Source organism: Nocardia sp. NPDC058176 (assembly GCF_042883805.1).
In the GTDB taxonomy this organism is placed as follows: Bacteria; Actinomycetota; Actinomycetes; order Mycobacteriales; family Mycobacteriaceae; genus Nocardia.
In genome coordinates this window covers 587145-602935 of the sequence record NZ_JBHVVA010000002.1, presented here as the reverse complement: position 1 = coordinate 602935, position 15791 = coordinate 587145, and the positions used below count along the sequence as shown (strand labels likewise).

Sequence of the window (15791 nt, the reverse complement as noted above, 5' to 3'; positions counted from 1 at the left end):
ACCGTCGTGAGGTGCTGTTCAGCGATGTCGTCACGGTGTCGGCGGCGGTGCGGGCGACCAGGTCACGCAAGGCCAAGATCGCCGCGCTGGCCGAACTGTTTGTTGTCGCGGGTCCGGCCGAGATCGGGACCGTGGTCGCCTGGCTCTCCGGTGAGCTGACCCAGGGCCGCATCGGCGCGGGGTGGCGCACGGTGGCCGGTCTGGAGACACCGCCGAGTGCCGAGGCGAGCCTGTCCGTCGATGCGGTGGACGCGGTCTTCACCCAGCTGACCGGCCTGAGCGGTGCCGGTTCCACGATCAGGCGGCGTGAACTGCTGACCGAGCTGTTCACCGCCGCCACCGCCGACGAGCAGTCGTTCCTGATCCGGCTGCTCACCGGCGAACTGCGCCAGGGCGCCCTGGCCGCGGTGGTCGTCGAGGCGCTGGCCGCGGCCACCGGCATCCCGGTCGAGGTGGTGCGGCGCGCCCACATGCTCTCGGGTCAGCTGCCCGCGACCGCCGAGGCCGCGCTCACCGGTGGTGCGGCGGCGCTGGCGGAGTTCCGCCTCGAGGTCGGGCGGCCCGTGGCGCCCATGTTGGCCTCACCGGGTGGCGCGCTGGACGAGGCGCTGGCCGAGCTCGGCCCGCAGGTGAGCGTCGAACACAAACTCGACGGCGCCCGCATCCAGGTGCACCGCCGCGGCGAGCGGGTGTGGGTCTTCACCCGGACCCTGCGCGAGATCACCGCGGGCGTCCCCGAACTCGTCGCACTGGTCGCCGGACTGGACTGCACCAGCGTCGTCCTCGACGGCGAGACCCTCGCGCTCACCGACGCGGGCCGTCCCCGCCCGTTCCAGGAGACGATGAGCCGCTTCGCCACCGTCGCCGACGCGCAGGAGCTCCTGCTGCACCCCTATTTCTTCGACTGCCTGCACCTCGACGGCGTCGACCTGCTCGACGAACCGCTGCGCGTGCGCCGCACCGCGCTCGAACAGGTGGCCGGGGCGCACAGCATCCCCGCGCTCATCGCCCCCGATGTCGAGGCGGCCGCCGAGTACTACGACGACGCGCTCGCGGTCGGCAACGAGGGCGTGATGATCAAGGCGCTCGACGCGCCCTACGCCGCCGGCCGCCGCGGCAAGTCCTGGCAGAAGATCAAACCGGCGCACACCCTCGACCTGCTGGTGATCGGCGCGGAATGGGGCTATGGCAGGCGCACCGGATTCCTGTCGAACCTGCACCTGGCCGCCCGCGATCCCGACACCGGTGAGCCGGTGATGGTCGGCAAGACGTTCAAGGGCCTCACCGACGAACTGCTGCGCTGGCAGACCGAGGAGTTCCCGCGTCACGAGACCCACCGCGACGGTCAGGCGGTCTACCTGCACCCCGAACTGGTGGTCGAGATCGCGCTCGACGGCGTGCAGACCAGCACCCGGTACCCCGGCGGCGTGGCCCTGCGCTTCGCCCGCGTGCTGCGCTATCGGCCGGACAAGGAACCCGCCCAGGCCGACACGATCGCGGCCGTGCGGGCACTCGGGGGCCCGACCGGCTGAGTATCGCCGGTGCTCAGGAGACTTGCCCGCAACGATTTGGCAATCCGGCGGCAGCATGCGACACACTGTTCGGGTGAGCGCCGAACTACTGGTCCTGTTGATCGTCATCGTCACAGCTCTCGTCTTCGATTTCACCAACGGATTCCACGACACGGCCAATGCCATGGCGACCTCGATCGCCACCGGCGCGCTGAAGCCGAAGGTGGCGGTGGCGCTGTCGGCGGTGCTCAACCTGATCGGTGCGTTCCTGTCGGTGGCGGTCGCGGCGACGGTGGCCAAGGGCATCGTCTCGTTGAACAACGTGAGCGGGCACGACCTGCTGGTGATCGTGTTCGCGGGTCTGGTCGGCGGCATCCTGTGGAACCTGCTGACCTGGCTGCTGGGCCTGCCGTCGAGTTCCTCGCACGCGCTGTTCGGTGGCCTGATCGGCTCGACGATCGCCGCGCTCGGCTGGAGCGGGGTGATCTGGGTGTCGGGCTCGGAGGGTGTGCTGATCAAGATCGTGATGCCCGCGCTGCTCGCGCCGGTGATCGCGGCGATGGTCGCGGCGCTCGGCACCTTCCTGGTGTATCGGATCACCCGCGGGATCGACAAGACCAAGACCGAGGAGGGCTTCCGCTGGGGCCAGATCGGGTCGGCCTCGCTGGTCTCGCTCGCGCACGGCACCAATGACGCGCAGAAGACGATGGGCGTCATCTTCCTGGCGCTGGTGGCCTACGGCTCCCTCGACTCGAACGACCACATGCCGCTGTGGGTGATGGCCTCCTGTGCGGTCGCGATCGCGCTGGGCACCTACCTCGGCGGCTGGCGGATCATCCGGACCCTGGGCAAGGGCCTGGTCGAGATCGAGTCGCCGCAGGGCCTGGCGGCCGAGTCGACGGCGGCGGCGATCATCCTCACCTCCGCGCACTTCGGGCTGCCGCTGTCGACCACCCAGACCGCGACCGGCTCGATCCTCGGTACCGGCATCGGCAAAGGCGCCGAGGTGCGCTGGAGCGTGATGGGCCGGATGGCGGTGGCCTGGCTGCTCACCCTGCCCGCGGCGGGCATCGTCGGCGCCGTGTGCTGGGCGCTGGCGCACGGGATCGGTGGGCTGCCCGGTGTGCTTGTGGTCTTCGGCGTGCTGATCTTCGGTGCGCTGGCGATCTACCTGCGGTCGCGGCGCAACCCGGTCGACCACCACAATGTCAACGAATGGCCCGAGGGCCGGTCGGCGTCGCAGGCGTCGATCGAACAGAACCACGCCGGATAGGAGGCAGCGATCGTGCATTCCGTGATGACCAATCTGAGTTCACTGTGGGAAGTGGTGCTGGCCGCGTTGCTCTTCGGCGCCGGCGTGCCCGCGGTCTTCGCCTTCGCGGTGCGCTGGTGGGCCACGGCCGAGACGGTCGACGATCAGGGCCGGGTCCAGCGCAATCACGCCGCGCTGGCCGGTGCGGTGGCCTGCCTGGTGCTGCTGCTGGTCGTGGTGATCTGCGGGGTCCTGTTCACCGCCAAGGCCTTCATCGCCCATCAGTTCGGCATCCACCTGTTCGGGCAAGCATGAGCGAGGATCCGATGACCGAGCCAAACCCCACCCCCGCGGTCCGCGGCAACCTGCTCTCGCGGGTGCTCGGCTGGCTGCGCGCCGGGTATCCGCAGGGCGTGCCGCGCTCGGATTATGTCGCGCTGTTCGCGGTGCTGCATCGTCATCTCACCGATTACGAGGTGGTGGTGATCGTCGAGAAACTGATCGAGGCCAACCCGAATCGCGAATCCATCGCCACCGCCGAAATCGAAGCGGCCATCGCCGATTACGCCAAAGAGGAACCGGCACCCGATGACGTCGCCCGCGTCGCCGAGCAGCTGGCGGCCGGTGGCTGGCCGTTGACCGAAACACTCGACGAGACCGAGCCGACGCCGGAATCGGAGTAGTCGCGCGGCGACAATTTCGATGTGCCAGTGGAATTGGGGGCACGGTGGTTGGCGAATCGCTCGGATGCCGGACGGCTGCGCGCTAGCATTCATCCGTGGTTCGGCGTGCGGATGAATCCGACAGTGGTCGCAGTTATGGCGGATTGTCGCGCCAACAGCGAGTTGCCTTGCGACGCAGTCGGTTGACCGACGCCGCGCTGGAACTATTCGGCACCCAGGGTTATTCCTCGACGTCCATCGAGCGCCTGTGCGCGACGGCGAATGTGTCGACCCGCAGTTTCTACGAGGACATCGGCAGCCGCGAGGCCCTGCTGATCGCCCTCGTCGACCGGTTGAACAGCGCCGCGCTCCAGCGTCTCGACGAATCGCTCGCGCGGACCGGCGATCAGCCGCTGGTGGTGCGCGTGGTGGAGAGTTTCCGCGCGTTCCTCTCGGTGACCTGCCGGGATCGCAAGGCGGCGCGGGTGTTCTTCGTCGAGGTCGTCGGGGTGAGCCCGGCCGTCGAGGAGTGGCGGCGCGGGCAGCGGCGCTCGATCTCGGCGCTGCTCACCCGGGAGGCGCAGCGTGCCGCCGAGCGCGGTGAGGCCGAATCGCGCAGTTTCCATCTGTTCACGCTCGCGCTGATCGGCGCGGTGACCTCGCTGGCCCAGGAGATGGTGCACGCCACCGTGCCGGGCGACGCGATCTCGGTCGACGAGATCTGCGACGAGATCGGCTATTTCATCCACTCCGGACTCTCGGTGCGCCCGGCGGTCCAGCCGACCTGAGCGTACGAAAAAGGGAGGCATCCGAATCGGATGCCTCCCTTTCTCATGTTCGGGGTGTCAGATGCCCATGCCCTCGGCGAGCATCGGCCACGACTCGTGCAGCGCCTCTTCCCAGTACGGCCAGTAGTGGGTGCCGACCGGGTTGAACTTGTAGGTCGCCGGGATGTTCAGCGAGTCCAGCTTGTTCTTCAGGTTCTTGGTGCACTCGTTGGTCGCGGCTTCGATGGCCACGCCCAGTCCGAGGTTGACCACACCCATCGGGCCGTTGCCCTCGGTGTAGTAGCGCACGTCCTCCATCACCGGCATGCCGCTGCCGCTGGAGATGTAGAGGTTGGTGCCGCGCAGCTTCTCGGCATTGATGACCGGGTCGTTCTCGACCCAGGCCGGATCGTTGTCCGGGCCGTACATGTTCGCGGTGTTGCCACCGGACCAGGTCTCGACCGAGAACTTCACGAACTGCTTGCCCATCGGGTCGGCGATCTGCGCGCAGCCACTGTAGGCGGCCACGGACTTGAACAGACCCGGCTTGGCCTCGGCCAGCTGCAGCACCGAGGTGCCGGAGGTGGACAGACCGGCCAGCGAGTTCAGGCCGGTCGAGTTGAGGGTCTTGTCCAGCAGGGGCGGCAGCTCCTGGGTGAAGAAGGTGTTCCACTTGTTCAGACCCAGCTTCGGGTCTTCGCGCTGCCAGTCCGCGTAGTAGCTGCCGCGGCCGCCGATCGGCTGGATCACGTTGACGTGCTTCTCGGCCAGGAAGCCGAGCGCGTCGGTCTGGGCGGCCCAGCTGGCGGTGCCCTCACCGGCGTCGAGGCCGTTGAGCATGTACAGGTTGGGGGCCGGGGTCGACTCGTCGGCCGGGCGCTGCACGTCGACGGTGATGTCGCGCTTCATCGACGCCGAGTACACCTTCAGGTGCCAGGTGCGCCCGTCCTTGACGATCGAGCTCACCGACGAGGGCTTCTCGGGTTCGGCGGAGGCGGCGCCACCGGCGAGCACGGCCACCGACAACGCGGTGGTGAGTGCCACGGCGGTCGTGCGCAGCGCGGCGGTCTTACGTAGTGCGGAGAGCTTCATCGAAACAGTCGGTTCCCAGTCCACGGGCCCTGTCGGCCCCGTCGTCGCAGTGTGTCCCCGTCGCGGTCGAGCTGTGTGCCCGGCGCCGACGAGGCTGTCAGATCCTGTCGACACTCTATGTCCTCTTCGGCTCCCGAATTGTTACCGGTCCGAATCTCGTGACGTTAACGACGCCGCAATACTGCTCCGGATTCGGAAATACCGGCGCAATCGGGCGCTCTTATGGTGGCGCCATGGGTAGCGGGATCGAGATCAGCGGGTTGTCGAAGTCGTTTCGGGTGGGCCGCGACACAGTGAATGCGCTGGACTCGGTGGATCTGCACACCGGGACGGGGGCTTTCCTTTCGTTGCTCGGCCCCTCGGGCTGCGGCAAGTCGACGGTGCTGCGCATTCTGGCCGGGCTGGAGGAGCCCAGCGCGGGCAGCGCGCGGATCAACGGGCTCACCCCGACCCAGCTGCGCGGCGGACATCAGCTCGGCATCGCCTTCCAGGACTCGGCGCTGCTGCCGTGGCGCAGTGTGGAATCCAACATCCGGCTGCCGCTGCAGGTGGCCGGGCTGCCCGCCGAACCGGAGCGGATCGCCGAACTGATCGCGCTGGTGGGGCTGGAGGGTTTCGAGAAGGCCAAGCCCGCGCAGCTGTCCGGCGGTATGCGCCAACGGGTTTCGATCGCGCGGGCGCTGGTGGTGCAGCCCTCGGTCCTGCTGCTCGACGAGCCCTTCGGCGCACTCGACGACATGACGCGCCAGCGGCTGAACCTGGAACTGCTGCGCATCTGGACCGAGAAGCCGGCGACCACGCTGATGGTGACCCACGGCATCGGCGAGGCGGTGTTCCTTTCCGATGTGGTGGCGGTGATGAGTCCGCGGCCGGGGCGGGTGCTCGAGCTGGTCGAGATCGATCTGCCGCGCCCGCGCACGCCCGAGATGATGCGCACGCCGGAATTCCACAAGCTCTGCGACTACCTGTCCGAGCTGCTGTTCGGGCGGGGTGGGGTGGCATGAGCAGTCAGCAGGTGGCGGCGCCGCGGGTGCGCGGCGTGTGGTCGGTGGCGGTGCGGGTGCCCGGTCGGGTCGGTGCGCAGCGCTTCGCCGGGGTGTTCGGGGTCGCGGGGCTGATCGCGCTGTGGTGGGCGCTGGCGGCCGCCGGGGTGGCGGGCGGCACGGTGCCGACACCGTGGCGGGTGCTGTCGACCATGTGGTCGGATGGCTGGGCGCTCTACGGGCCGAACTTCCAGGTCACGGCGGTGGGTGCGCTGCAGGGGTTCCTGTGGGGCAATGCCCTCGCCATCGGGATCGCGGCGCTGATCATGCTGGTGCCACGGATCGAACCGCTGGCCACCCAGCTGGCCATTCTGAGTTACTGCACGCCGCTGCTGGCGCTGGGCCCGATCATCCTGGTGGTGTTCGGCGGGCGCACGCCGACGGTGTTCCTCGCCGCGATGTACTGCTTCTTCACCACGATGGTCGGCGCGGTCAGCGGGCTGCGCTCGGCCGATCCGGCCAGCCTCGACCTGGTGCGCGCCTACGGCGGTGGCCGCTGGCAGCAGCTCTACCGGGTGCAGGCCATCGCGGCGCTGCCGAATACGTTCGCCGCCTTGAAGATCGCGGCGCCCTCGGCGGTGCTGGGGGCGATCATCGGCGAGTACCTGGGCGGGGTCGACAGCGGGATCGGTGTCGCGCTGACCGCCGCGCAGAACGCGTACAACGTGCCGCGCACCTGGGGCATGGCGCTGGCCGCCGCGGCGTTGGCCGGCCTCGGCTTCGCCGTGGTCGCCGTGGCGGCGCGCCTGATCACGCCGTGGACGGCGGAGGAGAAGCGATGACGACGACCGTGCTACGCCGGCTCGGCCGGTTCCTGCTGCCCCTGGTGACCTCGCTGATCCTGCTGCTGGTCATCTGGACGCTGTTCCTTCGCCTGTTCCCGCAGATCGGGCCGCGCGTCGGCAAGACGCCCGCCGACATCTGGACCTACCTGGTTACCGCGCCCGGTGCCCCCGCGGCGCGGCAGGCGATCTTCGACGACCTGTGGATCACCCTGACCGACGCGGCGTCCGGCTTCGTGGTCGGGATGCTCGGCGCACTCGGTGTCGCGGCGCTGTTCGTGCTGTATTCCGCTGTGCAGCAGACGTTCATGCCGGTGGCCATGCTGTTGCGCTCGGTGCCGCTGGTGGCGCTGAGCCCGATCGTGGTGCTGGTCTTCGGCCGCGGCACGGTCGGGGTGACGGTGCTGACGGCGATCGTCGTGTTCTTCCCCGCACTGGTGATGATCATGACCGGGCTACGTGAAGCGCCCAGGCAAGCAATGGAATTGGTGGCCGCCTACGGTGGCTCCCGGTGGACCAGGCTGCGGATGGTCGCGGTGCCCGCCGCGCTGCCCTCGGTGTTCGCGGCGGCGCGGATCTCGGTGCCCGGTGCGCTGATCGGCGCACTGCTGGGCGAATGGCTCGGCAGCGGAACGGGTTTGGGTGCGAGCCTGGTGCGGGCCATTCCGATGTTCCAGTACAGCCGCCTGTGGGCCTCGATCGCGGTGGTCACGGTGGTGTCGGTGCTGCTGTACGCGATCGTCGGGGTGATCGAGAATCTGGTGCTCGCCCGATTCGGGCCGAGTGCGGGCCGGGTCGCGAATTAGCAGCGGAACGTCGACGCAAAGTGGACGAAACGCGCCGAATCTACATTCGGCGTATGAACAGTATCGACCGTCGTTCCTTTCTTCGTTATTCCGCGCTGACCGGCGTCGCGCTCGGTGGCGCGGGCCTGCTCGCCGCCTGCGGAGGTAGCTCGGGCACGTCCCCGAACGGCTCGACCGATGACGGATCGAAATACGGCAAGGTCGCGGTGCAGTTGTCGTGGATCAAGAACATCGAATTCGCGGGTGAGTATTTCGCCGATTCCCGCGGATATTTCAAGGAAGCGGGATTCGGCGGGGTCGATCTCATCGCCGGTGGCGCGGCGAGCACCTCGGTGGAGGCCGGGCTCGACACCGGAAAGGTGTGGATCGGGCTGTCCGCGCCGCAGACCACCGCGCCCGCGATCCTCGAAGGGCTGCCCGCCAAGATCGTCGGCGCGACCTTCCAGAAGAACCCCTTCGCGATCGTGAGTTCGGCGGCCAACCCGATCAAGTCGCCTGCCGACATGAAGGGCCGCAAGATCGGTGTGCAGGACACCAATCAGCTCATCTTCGGCGCCCTGCTGGCCGCCAACGGCATCGAGGCCGACGAGGTGACCATCGTGCCCGCCCAGTTCGACCCCACACCGCTGGCCAACGGCGAGGTCGACGGCTGGGTCAGCTATGTGACCAACGAGCCGATCGTGCTGGCCGCCAAGGGCTTCGCCAACGACCACTTCCTGTTCGCCGATTTCGGCCTGCCGCTGGTCGCCGAGACGTTGACCGTCACCCAGGACACGATCGACAACGAGCGCGACAAGCTCAAGGCCTTCCTGATCGCCGAGATCAAGGGCTGGCGCGACGCCGTCGCCGACCCGCGCGAATCCGCCCGTCTCGCCGTCGAGATCTACGGCAAGGACCAGGGCCTCGACCTGGAGGAACAGGTCCTGGAAGCCATCGCCCAGAACGACCTCGTCGTCTCCCCCGAAACCGAGGCCAACGGCCTGTTCACCATGAGCGATGCCCTCATCGAACAGAACATCTCGGCCCTGCGCACCGCCAAAATCGACATCACCGCCGAGCAGCTGTTCGACCTGTCCATCCTGGACGAGATCTACGCCGAGAACCCCGACCTCAAATAACATCCGGGTGGTTGGTCAGTAGCTGCAGAGTTTGACCCACTCGTTGCCGGCGTGGCGGTTGTCCTGGACGAAGAGGCCCGCGCCGGCGATGTAGGGGACGGCGAGGTCGTAATCGCCTGCGCGGTAGATGGTCCACTGGTTGTCTCGGCCCCCGATCAAGACGGCCTCTTCGGCGCCATCGAGGAAGCCGGAGAAGCTGAAGCTGTGGCTCTCGCTCTCGATCTGATTGTCGTAGATGTAGACGTACTGGTAGGTGTAGGCGTAGAAATCGCCCCAGGGATTGGCGGTGCCGGAGCAGCTTCCCGAATGTGAGTTGGAGAAGGAGTCCGCCTGCGCCGGCGCCGTCCCGACTCCGAGCGCGATCGTCATCGCGGCCAGCACCGTCAGTGCTCGTTTCATCATCGATCCCACCGATCTGATCCGGGCCCGTTGCCCTGATCGAACGAGGGAAACGTAGGTCGACCCGGCGGTGGGTCCGCTTAACGATGGCTGAAATCGCAGGTGGTGGGTTTGTCAGATCGCCATGCCGACGGTGGAGGAGCCGAAGTCGCGGTGGGCGGCCAGGCGCATCCCGGCGCGGGAGGCGAGGAAGTCGGCGGTGATGAAGACGGCGGTTTCGGCGGGGGTGCGGGGGCCGGATTCGAGGCCGGCGGGGACGTGCAGGCGGGCCAGGGTCGGCTCGTCGAAGCCGCCTGCGCGCAGGTCGTCGAGGCGACGGGCCTGGTCGGCGGGGGAGCCGAGGGCGGCCAGGTAGCCGAGTTCGGGCAGGCGCAGGGCGACGGTGAGCAGGGGGATCTCGAAGCGGGGCTCGTTGGCCAGGACCACGATGCCGGTGCTGGAGTCGATCTCGCCCGCGGCCGCGAGGGTGTTGAGGTAGCGATGCGGCCAGTCGACGACCACCTCGACGCCGGGGAAGGAGGCCGGGTCGGCGAACTCGGGGCGCGAATCGCAGATGCTCACCTGGTAGCCGATCATCCGCGCCTGCGCGGCGAGGGTGGCGGCGTAGGCGTTGGCGCCGAAGATCAGCAGCCGCGGCGGCGGGCAGTAGGAGGCGACGAACAGATCCGATTCGGGCAGCGCGACGAGTTCGGTGGCGTGCTTGCGATCGGTGACCAGATGCTGGCCGATCACATCGGGGTCCTGATTCCACACCACGGTGAACACGGTGACCCGGCGATGGGCCTGGATATCGGCGGCGATGGTGGGGAACTCGGGGAAGTCGCGGCAGGAGAACGGCTCGACGAAGATGTCGACGAGGGTGCCGTCATCGGAGCTCGACTCCATGCCGGTGATCATGCTGTAGCGGCGTAGTTGCCGGATACCGGTACGCCCGGCTTCCTGCGCTGCCTCATACACCGTCTCTTCCAACCGGCCCGAGGCGATGGACCCGAAGACCCCGCCGTTGGGGGTGACGAGCATCGAGGATCCGATGGGCAGCGCGTTGGTGCCGATGGTGCGGACCACGGTGGCGAGGCCACCCGTACGGCCCGAATGCCACACTCGCAGAAGGTCATCGACGATATCGCGCATATCTCAAACTCCGATCACTGTGCGCCGACTTCCGGGAAATCGCGATCGGTCCCTGTCGCCAAGTCGTCGCACGTGACGCACACCATATCCTGTCGGGTGCCCAAATAGGAACCGGCCCCTGTATCACCTACCGCTGCGACCGAAATCGCTTCCCAGTGGCTGTTCTTCATCACAGCTGGGTGCCCAGGTGTGTTGTGAAACACAGCACGGGCCAGTCCGCTGTCACCGGCGCGGGCCGCGGCGAGCACCCTGGCGACGACATCGGCGCCGATATCGGGGATGTCGACGGGCAGGAACGCCACGTACTCGGTGCCGGCCTCGGTTGCCGCGCGCAACCCGGCCCGCACGGTCGCGCTCAGTCCGGTCGCCCAGTCGGCGACCCAGCGCCACTCGGTGCCCGCGGGGAGATCGACGGCCGCCGGATCGGGTCCGGTGGCGCCGAGCATCACGATCACCGGCGCGCAGCCGCCGTCGCGCAGGGCGGTGACGGCCGCGCGTAACCAGGCGCCGTCCTCGGCGAGTGCCTTGGGTTTGCCGTAGCGGGTGCCCGCGCCCGCCGCGAGCACGATGCCCGCGCACGACAGGTGCGCGGACGGCTCGATCGGGGGCATGTGAGCAAAGGTAATGAGCCAATGTTGCCGGTCGATTACGCCCACGCAGCTCCCCGGCGACGACACGCCGACGTGACCGACTGCACATCGGTGGCAGCCCGGCGGGGATGGGGAGATGCTGGACCGATGACAAGCGAAGCGATCGGCCTCGCGGGTTTCAACGACCTTCCCGTGGCGGCCGCCGAAGCGGCATTGCTTGCCTGTTGCTCCGCGCCACGCTGGGCACGGGCGGTCGTCGCCGCGCGGCCCTACGGCACCGCGGACTCGCTGTTCGACGCCGCCGACGCCGCGCTGGAAGCACTCGACGAGGCCGATATCGATGATGCGCTGGCCGGTCACCCGCGCATCGGTGACCGCCCGACCTCGGCGGCCTCGACCCGCGAGCAGGCGGGGGTCGCCGGTGACGACGTGCGCGCGGCGCTGGCCGAGGGCAACCGCGCCTACGAGGCGAAGTTCGGCCACATCTACCTGGTGTGCGCGGCGGGACGCGGCGGCGAGGAGTTGCTGGCCGTGCTGCGCGCCCGCCTCGACAACGACGCTCCGACCGAAAGGCAGGTCATGCGAACCGAATTGGCCAAGATCAACCGGCTGCGCCTGGCCCGGCTGGTGGCCGCCTCGTGACCGGGCTGAGCACGCATGTGCTCGACGCGGTGCGCGGAGTGCCCGCCGCCGGGGTCGCGGTGTGGCTGACGCGCGGCGAGCAGCGGCTCACCGAGGCGCTCACCGATGCCGACGGCCGGGTGAAAGAGCTTGCCGCCGGGCTGAATCCGGGCGACTACCGGCTGTTCTTCGACACCGGAGCCTATTTCGCGGCGCAGGGCACCGAAACCTTCTATCCGGAGGTCTGTGTCGCGTTCACGGTGGGTTCGCAGCCACATCTGCATGTGCCGCTGCTGCTGTCGCCGTTCGCCTATTCCACCTATCGAGGGAGCTGACCGATGGCATTGACCGGTCCGATCACGCTGACCGACCACCGCTACGGCAAGGCCGAGAACCGGGTCGTGCGCTTCTACAAGGAGAACGCGCGCCACGAGATCCGCGACGTGAACGTCTCCACCGCCCTGCGCGGTGATTTCGAGGCGGCCTACACCGAGGGTGACCAGGGTCACGTCCTGCCCACCGACACCCAGAAGCACACCGCCTTCATCTATTCGAAGAAGCCGGGCCTGGACACCATCGAGGACTACGCGATCGCGCTGGCACAACACTTCGTGGACACGGTCGAGCCGGTGTCGAGCGCGCGGATCGACGTGGATTCCTATGGCTGGCAGCGTGTCTCGGTCGACGGCGCCGAGCATGATCACACCTGGGTGCGCCAGGGTCCCGAGGTGCGGACCGCGGCGGTGACGGTGGCCGGCACCGGTGCCGAGCAGCGGACCTGGGTGATCGGCGGGATCAAGGATCTGGTGCTGCTCAAGTCGACCGGCTCGGAGTTCGCCGACTTCCTCACCGACGAGTACACGACCCTGGCCCCGACCCACGATCGCGTGCTCGCCACCTCGCTGATCGTGCAGTGGCGTTTCGCCGAGACCAGCGGTTTCGACTGGGACGAGGTCTACGACGGCATCCGCGCCACCCTGCTCGAACTGTTCGCGACCACCTACTCCAAGGCGCTGCAGCAGACGCTGTACGCGATGGGCACCGCCGCGCTGGAACGGTTCCCGGTGCTCGCCGAGATCCGGCTGTCGGCGCCGAACAAACACCACTTCGACTACGACCTCGGGCAGTTCGGGATCGACAACGCCAACGAGGTGTTCTGGGCGGCGGACCGGCCCTACGGCTCGATCCACGCCACCCTGGCCCGCGCCGACGCACCAGAGGCGGGCATCGCATGGCAGCCGTGAGCACGCCGGATCTGCTGATCGACGGTTGCGCGGTGGTGACCGTCGACGCGGCGGGCACCGAATACCGGCAGGGCTGGGTCACGGTGCGCGGCAACCGGATCGACGCCGTCGGGGCGGGCAAGGCGCCGGACCTCGGGCCCGAGGTGGCGCGGATCGACGGCCGCGGGTGTGTGCTCACGCCCGGTCTGGTCAACACCCACCACCACCTCTACCAGTGGATCACCCGCGGCCTGGCCGCCGACAACACCCTGTTCGAGTGGCTGACCACGCTGTATCCGGTGTGGGCGCGGATCGACGAGAAGTCGGTGCGCACGGCGGCGACCGGTGCGCTGGTCTCGCTGGCCCGCAGCGGCTGCACCACCACCTCGGATCATCACTATGTGTTCCCGCGTGGTGGGGGTGATCTGCTCGGCGCCGAGATCGGGGCGGCGGCGACGGTGGGGCTGCGGTTCCATCCGGCGCGCGGGTCGATGGATCTGGGGCAGAGCCAGGGCGGGCTGCCGCCGGACGAGGTGGTCGAGTCGATCGACGACATCCTCACCGCGAGTGCCAGGGCCATCGCCGAGTGGCACGACCCGTCCTTCGACGCCATGGTGCGGATCGCGCTCGCGCCGTGCTCGCCGTTCTCGGTGACCGCCGAGCTGATGCGCGAGTCCGCGACCCTGGCCAGGGCGGCCGGGGTACGGCTGCACACCCACCTCGCCGAGACCCTCGACGAGCAGGACTTCTGCCTGAGCACCTTCGGTTGCACGCCCGCGCAGTACATGGAACAGCTGGGCTGGCTCGGTGACGACGTCTGGTACGCCCACGCCGTGCACCTCGACGATCCGGCGATCGCGGCGATGGCGCGTACCGGCACGGGGGTGGCGCACTGCCCGACCTCCAACGGCAGGCTCGGCGCGGGGATCGCGCGGACCGCCGATCTGGTGGCCGCTGGGGTACCGGTGGGGCTCGGGGTCGACGGTGCGGCGAGCAACGAGTCGAGTTCGCTGATCGAGGAACCGCGCAACGCGCTGTTGTACGCGCGGGCGGTCGGCGGGCCGCGGGCGATGACCGTGCGGACCGCGCTGGAACTGGCGACCATGGGCGGCGCGCGGGTGCTCGGGCGTGCGTCCGAGATCGGGTCGATCGAGCCGGGCAAGCTGGCCGATCTGGCGCTGTGGCGGCTCGATACGCCCGCGCACGCCGGAATCGAGGACCCGGTCGTGGCCCTCGTCCTCGGGTCGGCGCCGCCGCTTGCCGCGCTGTTGGTGAACGGGCGCGAGGTGGTGCGCGACGGTGTCGTGACGACGGTGGACGAGGCGGCGGTCGGGGCCGAGGTGGCCCAGGCGCAGGCGACTCTGCTGGCCGGTGCGTGATCGTCGCCGTGCGTGCTGAGCTGCGGTTATGTCCGAACCGGTGCACACTGGAGTGGTATACCGGATTAACCGCAGCGCAATCTGACGCCGGTGTCGCGCAACATCGCGGCAACTCCCGGCCCCTACTGTGGCCGGTGAGGTAAGCGAGGTGCAACGTGGATCTGGACACTGTTCGGCAGGTGGTTCTCGCCCGCGAACGCGCCGATCTGGCCCTGCTCGGGCCGGGCAGCGCGGTACTGGCCGGTGGCACCTTCCTGTACTCCGAGCCGCACGATCATCTCGACCGGCTCGTCGACATCACCACGCTCGGCTGGCCGTCGCTGACGATCACTCCGGCCGGGTTGGAGATCGCCGCGACCTGCACGCTGGCCGAGTTCGCCGGTGCACGTCCCGGCCGGGAACTCGGCATGGCGACGCTGCGACCGGACTGGCCCGGCACCGCGTTGTTCGCGCAGGCGTGCCGGGCGTTGCTGGCCTCGCACAAGATCTGGCGCTCGGCGACGGTCGGCGGGAACGTCTGTCTTTCGCTGCCCGCGGGCGCGGTGCTCGGGGCGCTGGTCGCGCTCGACGCGGTCGCGGTGGTCTGGCCGCGCGGCGGTGGCGAGCGGCGGATTCCGCTGCGCGAGTTCGTGACCGGGCCGGGGGAGAACGTGCTGGCGCCCGGCGCGGTGGTGCGCTCCTTCGTGGTGCCGATGTCGAACTTGGTGGCGCGCACCAGTTTTCGCAAGATCGCGCTGGCGCCGCTCGGCCGCTCCGGCGCGGTGGTGATGGGCAGGCGGACGGCCGACGGTCGCTGCGCGATCACCGTCACCGCTGCCACCGCGCGCCCGGTGGTGCTCGACTTCGACTCCGCACCAGGGGAATTCGCGCTTACCGAAGCGCTGACCGAGATCGAGCCGTCGCTGTGGTTCGACGATCCGCACGGCGCGCCGGACTGGCGCAGGCACGTGACCGGGCTGCTGGCCGCCGAAGTGGCGGCCGACCTGCGGGAGGTGCGGTCGTGAACTCAGTCCCCTCGCGCGTCGTAGGCGGCGCGCGCCGTGAGCACCTGGTCCATGTGCTGTTCGGCCCAGCCCTTGATGGTGCGCATGACCGGCAGCAGTTCCTCGCCGAGCGGGGTCAGCCGGTACTCGACGTGCACCGGGACCTCGGGCAGCACGGTGCGGGTGAGCAGGCCATCGCGTTCGAGATTGCGCAGGGTCTGGGTGAGCATCTTCTGGCTCACGCCGGCCAGGCGCTGATTCAGTTGGCTGTAGCGGAGCGGGCCGTCGGCGAGCGCGTTGATCGCCAGGCTCACCCATTTGTCGCCGATCCGGTCCAGCAGTTGCCGGGCCGGGCATTCGGCCAGGTAGGCGTTGTAGGCCGCGCTCGCTTCGGCGCGGCGCTGGGCGGCGGTCCGGGTACTCATCGCTCTC

General features: G+C 68.9%; 19 protein-coding genes. 14 read left to right on the top strand and 5 right to left on the bottom strand.

Annotated elements, in window-relative coordinates:
* Positions 1-11: 11 nt before the first annotated feature.
* The 5 genes from ACFVVM_RS15300 to ACFVVM_RS15280 all read left to right on the top strand — a co-directional run bounded on the left by ACFVVM_RS15300 (position 12) and on the right by ACFVVM_RS15280 (position 4213).
* Positions 12-1532, top strand: coding sequence for an ATP-dependent DNA ligase (locus ACFVVM_RS15300; RefSeq protein WP_387617850.1), 1521 nt, complete (start codon positions 12-14; stop codon positions 1530-1532).
* Between the two features lie 73 nt (positions 1533-1605).
* A complete protein-coding gene (locus ACFVVM_RS15295) occupies positions 1606-2784 on the top strand; it encodes an anion permease (RefSeq protein WP_387617848.1) in 1179 nt (392 codons plus the stop codon).
* Positions 2785-2796: 12 nt separating this feature from the next.
* On the top strand, positions 2797-3078 hold the full coding sequence (locus ACFVVM_RS15290; protein WP_387617846.1) for a hypothetical protein: 282 nt from the start codon (positions 2797-2799) through the stop codon (positions 3076-3078).
* 11 nt (positions 3079-3089) lie between these two features.
* On the top strand, positions 3090-3446 hold the full coding sequence (locus tag ACFVVM_RS15285; protein WP_387617844.1) for a DUF3349 domain-containing protein: 357 nt from the start codon (positions 3090-3092) through the stop codon (positions 3444-3446).
* Positions 3447-3613: 167 nt separating this feature from the next.
* Entirely contained in the window at positions 3614-4213 is a 600-nt protein-coding gene (locus tag ACFVVM_RS15280; protein WP_387617842.1) for a TetR/AcrR family transcriptional regulator, read from the top strand.
* A gap of 57 nt (positions 4214-4270) precedes the next feature.
* Here the strand turns inward: ACFVVM_RS15280 and ACFVVM_RS15275 are convergent, their stop codons facing one another.
* Positions 4271-5284, bottom strand: a complete 1014-nt coding sequence (locus ACFVVM_RS15275) for an alpha/beta hydrolase (protein WP_387617840.1) — start codon at positions 5282-5284, stop codon at positions 4271-4273.
* A 233-nt stretch (positions 5285-5517) separates the two neighbouring features.
* Between ACFVVM_RS15275 and ACFVVM_RS15270 the strand changes: the two genes are divergently transcribed.
* From ACFVVM_RS15270 to ACFVVM_RS15255, 4 genes are read left to right on the top strand one after another with little or no spacing between them, the layout of a single operon-like run.
* Entirely contained in the window at positions 5518-6288 is a 771-nt protein-coding gene (locus ACFVVM_RS15270; RefSeq protein WP_387617838.1) for an ABC transporter ATP-binding protein, read from the top strand.
* Complete coding sequence (locus ACFVVM_RS15265; protein ID WP_387617836.1) at positions 6285-7109, top strand: ABC transporter permease; 825 nt, start codon at positions 6285-6287, stop codon at positions 7107-7109. The genes ACFVVM_RS15270 and ACFVVM_RS15265 overlap by 4 nt, the downstream gene beginning before the upstream one ends.
* Positions 7106-7915, top strand: a complete 810-nt coding sequence (locus ACFVVM_RS15260; RefSeq protein WP_387617834.1) for an ABC transporter permease — start codon at positions 7106-7108, stop codon at positions 7913-7915. The genes ACFVVM_RS15265 and ACFVVM_RS15260 overlap by 4 nt, the downstream gene beginning before the upstream one ends.
* A gap of 53 nt (positions 7916-7968) precedes the next feature.
* On the top strand, positions 7969-9033 hold the full coding sequence (locus ACFVVM_RS15255; protein ID WP_387617832.1) for an ABC transporter substrate-binding protein: 1065 nt from the start codon (positions 7969-7971) through the stop codon (positions 9031-9033).
* A 15-nt stretch (positions 9034-9048) separates the two neighbouring features.
* Here the strand turns inward: ACFVVM_RS15255 and ACFVVM_RS15250 are convergent, their stop codons facing one another.
* The 3 genes from ACFVVM_RS15250 to ACFVVM_RS15240 all read right to left on the bottom strand — a co-directional run bounded on the left by ACFVVM_RS15250 (position 9049) and on the right by ACFVVM_RS15240 (position 11174).
* On the bottom strand, positions 9049-9432 hold the full coding sequence (locus tag ACFVVM_RS15250; RefSeq protein WP_387617830.1) for a hypothetical protein: 384 nt from the start codon (positions 9430-9432) through the stop codon (positions 9049-9051).
* Positions 9433-9546: 114 nt separating this feature from the next.
* On the bottom strand, positions 9547-10563 hold the full coding sequence (locus ACFVVM_RS15245; RefSeq protein WP_387617828.1) for an XdhC family protein: 1017 nt from the start codon (positions 10561-10563) through the stop codon (positions 9547-9549).
* Between the two features lie 14 nt (positions 10564-10577).
* Positions 10578-11174 carry an NTP transferase domain-containing protein gene (locus ACFVVM_RS15240; RefSeq protein ID WP_387617826.1) on the bottom strand — a complete coding sequence of 199 codons (597 nt, stop codon included), beginning with the start codon at positions 11172-11174 and terminating at the stop codon, positions 10578-10580.
* A 126-nt stretch (positions 11175-11300) separates the two neighbouring features.
* Here ACFVVM_RS15240 and uraD point away from each other — a divergent pair, with 126 nt between their 5' ends.
* From uraD to ACFVVM_RS15215, 5 genes are all read left to right on the top strand, one after another.
* A complete protein-coding gene (gene uraD, locus ACFVVM_RS15235; protein WP_387617824.1) occupies positions 11301-11795 on the top strand; it encodes a 2-oxo-4-hydroxy-4-carboxy-5-ureidoimidazoline decarboxylase in 495 nt (164 codons plus the stop codon).
* A complete protein-coding gene (uraH, locus tag ACFVVM_RS15230) occupies positions 11792-12109 on the top strand; it encodes a hydroxyisourate hydrolase (RefSeq protein WP_387617822.1) in 318 nt (105 codons plus the stop codon). The genes uraD and uraH overlap by 4 nt, the downstream gene beginning before the upstream one ends.
* 3 nt (positions 12110-12112) lie before the next feature.
* Entirely contained in the window at positions 12113-13018 is a 906-nt protein-coding gene (gene pucL, locus ACFVVM_RS15225; protein WP_387617820.1) for a factor-independent urate hydroxylase, read from the top strand.
* Entirely contained in the window at positions 13006-14376 is a 1371-nt protein-coding gene (locus tag ACFVVM_RS15220; protein ID WP_387617818.1) for an 8-oxoguanine deaminase, read from the top strand. Before pucL ends, ACFVVM_RS15220 begins: the two co-directional genes overlap by 13 nt.
* A gap of 155 nt (positions 14377-14531) precedes the next feature.
* Entirely contained in the window at positions 14532-15380 is an 849-nt protein-coding gene (locus ACFVVM_RS15215; protein ID WP_387617816.1) for an FAD binding domain-containing protein, read from the top strand.
* A gap of 2 nt (positions 15381-15382) precedes the next feature.
* On the opposite strand, the gene ACFVVM_RS15210 is transcribed toward ACFVVM_RS15215, so the two are convergent.
* Positions 15383-15784, bottom strand: coding sequence for a winged helix-turn-helix transcriptional regulator (locus ACFVVM_RS15210; protein WP_387617814.1), 402 nt, complete (start codon positions 15782-15784; stop codon positions 15383-15385).
* Between the last annotated feature and the right edge of the window lie 7 nt (positions 15785-15791).

Bases quoted from the DNA above. Each gene is read 5' to 3' on its own strand.
- ACFVVM_RS15240 (WP_387617826.1), bottom strand. From the start codon at position 11,174: ATGCCCCCGATCGAGCCGTCCGCGCACCTGTCGTGCGCGGGCATCGTG.
- ACFVVM_RS15285 (WP_387617844.1), top strand. From the start codon at position 3,090: ATGACCGAGCCAAACCCCACCCCCGCGGTCCGCGGCAACCTGCTCTCG.
- ACFVVM_RS15220 (WP_387617818.1), top strand. From the start codon at position 13,006: ATGGCAGCCGTGAGCACGCCGGATCTGCTGATCGACGGTTGCGCGGTG.
- ACFVVM_RS15210 (WP_387617814.1), bottom strand. From the start codon at position 15,784: ATGAGTACCCGGACCGCCGCCCAGCGCCGCGCCGAAGCGAGCGCGGCC.
- ACFVVM_RS15260 (WP_387617834.1), top strand. From the start codon at position 7,106: ATGACGACGACCGTGCTACGCCGGCTCGGCCGGTTCCTGCTGCCCCTG.
- ACFVVM_RS15255 (WP_387617832.1), top strand. From the start codon at position 7,969: ATGAACAGTATCGACCGTCGTTCCTTTCTTCGTTATTCCGCGCTGACC.
- pucL (WP_387617820.1), top strand. From the start codon at position 12,113: ATGGCATTGACCGGTCCGATCACGCTGACCGACCACCGCTACGGCAAG.
- ACFVVM_RS15270 (WP_387617838.1), top strand. From the start codon at position 5,518: ATGGGTAGCGGGATCGAGATCAGCGGGTTGTCGAAGTCGTTTCGGGTG.
- uraD (WP_387617824.1), top strand. From the start codon at position 11,301: ATGACAAGCGAAGCGATCGGCCTCGCGGGTTTCAACGACCTTCCCGTG.
- ACFVVM_RS15250 (WP_387617830.1), bottom strand. From the start codon at position 9,432: ATGAAACGAGCACTGACGGTGCTGGCCGCGATGACGATCGCGCTCGGA.
- ACFVVM_RS15265 (WP_387617836.1), top strand. From the start codon at position 6,285: ATGAGCAGTCAGCAGGTGGCGGCGCCGCGGGTGCGCGGCGTGTGGTCG.
- ACFVVM_RS15275 (WP_387617840.1), bottom strand. From the start codon at position 5,284: ATGAAGCTCTCCGCACTACGTAAGACCGCCGCGCTGCGCACGACCGCC.
- ACFVVM_RS15245 (WP_387617828.1), bottom strand. From the start codon at position 10,563: ATGCGCGATATCGTCGATGACCTTCTGCGAGTGTGGCATTCGGGCCGT.